3 protein-coding genes are annotated in these 3,590 nt (G+C 46.7%); 1 reads left to right on the plus strand and 2 read right to left on the minus strand.

Going from position 1 to position 3,590, the window contains the following annotated elements:
* Window positions 1-29: 29 nt before the first annotated feature.
* Window positions 30-1,007, minus strand: coding sequence for a tRNA dihydrouridine synthase DusB (gene dusB / locus O3626_RS10135; RefSeq protein WP_003012894.1), 978 nt, complete (start codon window positions 1,005-1,007; stop codon window positions 30-32).
* Window positions 994-1,866 (minus strand): Hsp33 family molecular chaperone HslO, encoded by an 873-nt coding sequence (hslO, locus tag O3626_RS10140; RefSeq protein ID WP_014714025.1) that lies wholly within the window; start codon window positions 1,864-1,866, stop codon window positions 994-996. The genes dusB and hslO overlap by 14 nt, the downstream gene beginning before the upstream one ends.
* Before the next feature lie 375 nt (window positions 1,867-2,241).
* Here hslO and O3626_RS10145 point away from each other — a divergent pair, with 375 nt between their 5' ends.
* Window positions 2,242-3,534: an adenylosuccinate synthase gene (locus tag O3626_RS10145; protein ID WP_371496713.1), complete on the plus strand. Its 1,293-nt coding sequence runs from the start codon at window positions 2,242-2,244 to the stop codon at window positions 3,532-3,534.
* The last annotated feature ends 56 nt before the right edge of the window (window positions 3,535-3,590 follow it).

The following is a 3,590-nucleotide window of genomic DNA, read 5'->3' on the forward strand; positions in this document are numbered from 1 at the left end:
TTTTGTCCCAGCCTCTGCTTTTTGTATTTCTATGCTTTTAATTGTAAGAGTTCTTCAATCTCTGCTAGGGTGCTAGCTTGCGAGATGGCGCCGCGGAGTTTGGCTGCACCTGAGGTACCACGGAGGTAGTGAGGGGCGAGACCTCGGAATTCACGAACGGCAATGTGCTCACCTTTGAGATCGATCAAGCGTTTCAAATGTTCGTAAGCAATCTTCATCTTGTCTTCAAAAGTCAAATCAGGCAGGATTTCTCCTGTTTCAAAGTAGTGATTGATTTGGTTGAAGAGATAAGGATTGCCCATAGCAGCGCGACCAATCATGACCGCATCAGCACCGACTTCTTCGATCCGTTGTTTGGCATCTTGAACCGTACGGATATCTCCATTTGCGATAAATGGAATCTTAGTTAGGGCTTGTGCAACCTTGTGAAGGGTCTCAAGGTCCGCATGACCCGTATACATTTGCTCCCGAGTTCGTCCATGCATGGCGAGGGCAGAGACACCTGCGGCTTCAGCAGCGAGCGCATTTTCAACTGCTAGGGAAGGATCCGACCAACCCGTCCGCATTTTAACAGTGAGGGGGATATCGAGGACGGATTGAACCTTATTGATGATGGAGTAGATCTTGTCTGGGTCCTTGAGCCACATCGCACCAGCCTCGTTCTTGACGATTTTATTCACCGGGCAACCCATGTTGATATCGACGATATCGGTCTTGGTATTTTCTTGGATAAATTCAGCTGCGCGTGCGAGGCTGTCTTCGTCGCTTCCAAAGAGTTGGATCGATACAGGATTTTCTCCTTCATCGATATGGAGCATGTGAAGCGTCTTTTCATTGTTGTACTGGATTCCCTTGTCAGAGACCATTTCCATCACAACGAGTCCCGCCCCCAGTTCTTTGGCAATGGTCCGGAAAGCTGAGTTGGTCACTCCAGCCATTGGGGCTAGGACGGTACGGTTAGGGATTTCGACATCCCCGATCATAAATGGCGTATTAAGATTTGTCACGAATGAGTTCCTCCAAGTCATTTTCGTCAAAGTGGTAGTGGGTTTGGCAGAATTGGCAGGTAATCTCTGCACCGTGATCTTCATCTTTCATCTCTTTTAGATCACTAGCTGGCAGACTCGCTAAAGCGTTCAAGAAACGCTCACGGCTGCAGTCGCACTGGAAGCGAAGTTCTTCTTCAGAGAGGCGTTTGAAAGGTTCATCCCCGTAGATAGCGGCAAGAAGAGCTTCAATATGGTCTTCAGATTCCAAAAGTGTGGAGATGGCAGGCATTTCTTGGATGCGTTTTTCAAAGCGCGCGATTTCTTCTTCCTTGGCATTTGGCAAGACCTGGAGCAAGAAGCCACCCGCCACCTTGACCTTGTCTTCGTCATCCAACAGAACATTGAGTCCAACTGCAGAAGGTGTTTGTTGGCTTTCCGTCAGATAAAAGGCCAGGTCTTCTCCGATTTCACCGGTCACAAGAGGGGTCATGGAGTTATAAGGATTTCCCGTACCATAGTCAGTGATGACCAGGAATTCTCCGTTTCCGACAAATGGTCCCACCAGGACTTCACCAGTTGCCGTCTTCTTGATATCCACTCCAGGATTTTGTACGTAGCCTTTAACATTTCCCTTGGTATCTGCCACGGTGATGATGGCTCCAAGTGAGCTAGTCCCAAGGACTTTGACCGTAATTTTAGTATCTCCTTTCTCGTTTGCTGCCAAGATTTGACTGGCAATGAGGGTACGGCCAAGTGCGACCGTGGAGCTAGCTTGTGTGTGATGTTTTTCTTGGGCTGTTCGTACAGTTTCTGTACTGTCTAGTACATAGGCACGAAAAGCGCCACTTTCTGAGATAGTTTTAATAATTTTGTCCATAGCTTCTATTTTAGCATAAAAAAGGGAAAGAGGTGAAGGGAGTAACTTGATTTATTTAGACGGTGAAGGGATAAAATCTTTCAGGGGAGAGCTTCGCTTAGAAACTGAATAGAATAGGATCTGTTTTAGGAAGTAAAGAAGGCAAAAGACGAACAATCATTCTTTAACGTTTAAAATGACGATCAAAAGATGGATGTTCGGAAAATGAGAAGCGGATTTTAAGGGTAAAAAACCAAGTAAAGAAATAGCCGACCTTGAAAAAAACGAGGAAATTTCTTATAATAGAGTGTAAGACAAACTTGCAGGTGAGACTCCTGCCCCTAGTTTGAAGAAAGGCATAGATAGGGAACTATCTATGGTATATGAAAAAGAATTATGACATCAGTTGTTGTAGTAGGAACCCAATGGGGTGATGAAGGAAAAGGGAAGATTACAGACTTCCTATCAGCCAATGCAGAAGTCATTGCTCGCTATCAAGGTGGGGACAATGCCGGACACACCATCGTAATCGACGGCAAAAAGTTCAAGTTGCACTTGATTCCTTCTGGTATCTTCTTCCCTGAAAAGATCTCTGTCATCGGAAACGGCGTGGTGGTCAACCCTAAATCATTGGTCAAAGAGTTGGCTTATCTCCATGAAGAAGGAGTATCAACGGACAGCCTTCGCATCTCTGACCGTGCCCATGTCATCCTTCCTTACCATATCGAATTGGACCGTCTCCAAGAAGAGTCTAAAGGCGACAACAAAATCGGAACGACCATCAAAGGGATTGGACCAGCCTACATGGACAAGGCTGCGCGTGTGGGAATCCGGATTGCGGACCTTTTGGACCGCGACGTCTTTGCGGAACGTCTTCGTATCAACTTGGAAGAAAAGAACCGTCAATTTACCAAACTCTATGATGCAGAGGCTCTGTCATTTGACGATATCTTCGAAGAATACTATGAATATGGTCAACAAATCAAGCAATATGTAACCGATACTTCTGTCATCTTGAACGATGCTTTGGATAACGGCAAGCGCGTGCTCTTTGAAGGAGCCCAAGGGGTTATGTTGGATATCGACCAAGGAACTTATCCATTTGTTACTTCATCAAACCCAGTTGCTGGTGGGGTGACCATCGGATCAGGTGTCGGCCCAAGTAAGATTGATAAGGTTGTTGGTGTATGTAAAGCCTACACTAGCCGTGTCGGTGATGGACCATTCCCAACAGAGCTGTTTGATGAAGTGGGCGAGCGCATCCGTGAAGTGGGGCATGAATACGGTACAACGACTGGCCGTCCGCGTCGGGTGGGCTGGTTTGACTCCGTTGTTATGCGCCACAGCCGCCGCGTATCAGGAATTACCAACCTTTCCCTCAACTCCATTGACGTTTTGAGTGGTCTAGATACAGTCAAAATCTGTGTAGCCTACGACTTGGATGGGGAACGCATCGACCACTACCCAGCAAGCTTGGAGCAACTCAAACGTTGCAAACCAATCTATGAAGAATTACCAGGCTGGTCAGAAGACATCACTGGTGTCCGCAGCCTAGAAGACCTGCCAGAAAATGCCCGCAATTATGTTCGCCGTGTCAGCGAACTGGTTGGAGTCCGCATTTCGACCTTCTCAGTCGGACCAGGTCGCGAACAAACCAATATCTTGGAAAGTGTTTGGTCTAGTTTATAAGCAAATGAAGATAAGAGAGTGGGACAGAAATCGGTCATTCGTTAGAATTCGATTTC

It is taken from the genome of Streptococcus sp. 20925_1_77 (genome assembly GCF_041432125.1).
Classification (GTDB): domain Bacteria; phylum Bacillota; class Bacilli; order Lactobacillales; family Streptococcaceae; genus Streptococcus.

Coding starts and splice junctions, on each gene's coding strand:
- O3626_RS10145 (WP_371496713.1), top strand. CDS start 2,242: ATGACATCAGTTGTTGTAGTAGGAACCCAATGGGGTGATGAAGGAAAA.
- hslO (WP_014714025.1), bottom strand. CDS start 1,866: ATGGACAAAATTATTAAAACTATCTCAGAAAGTGGCGCTTTTCGTGCC.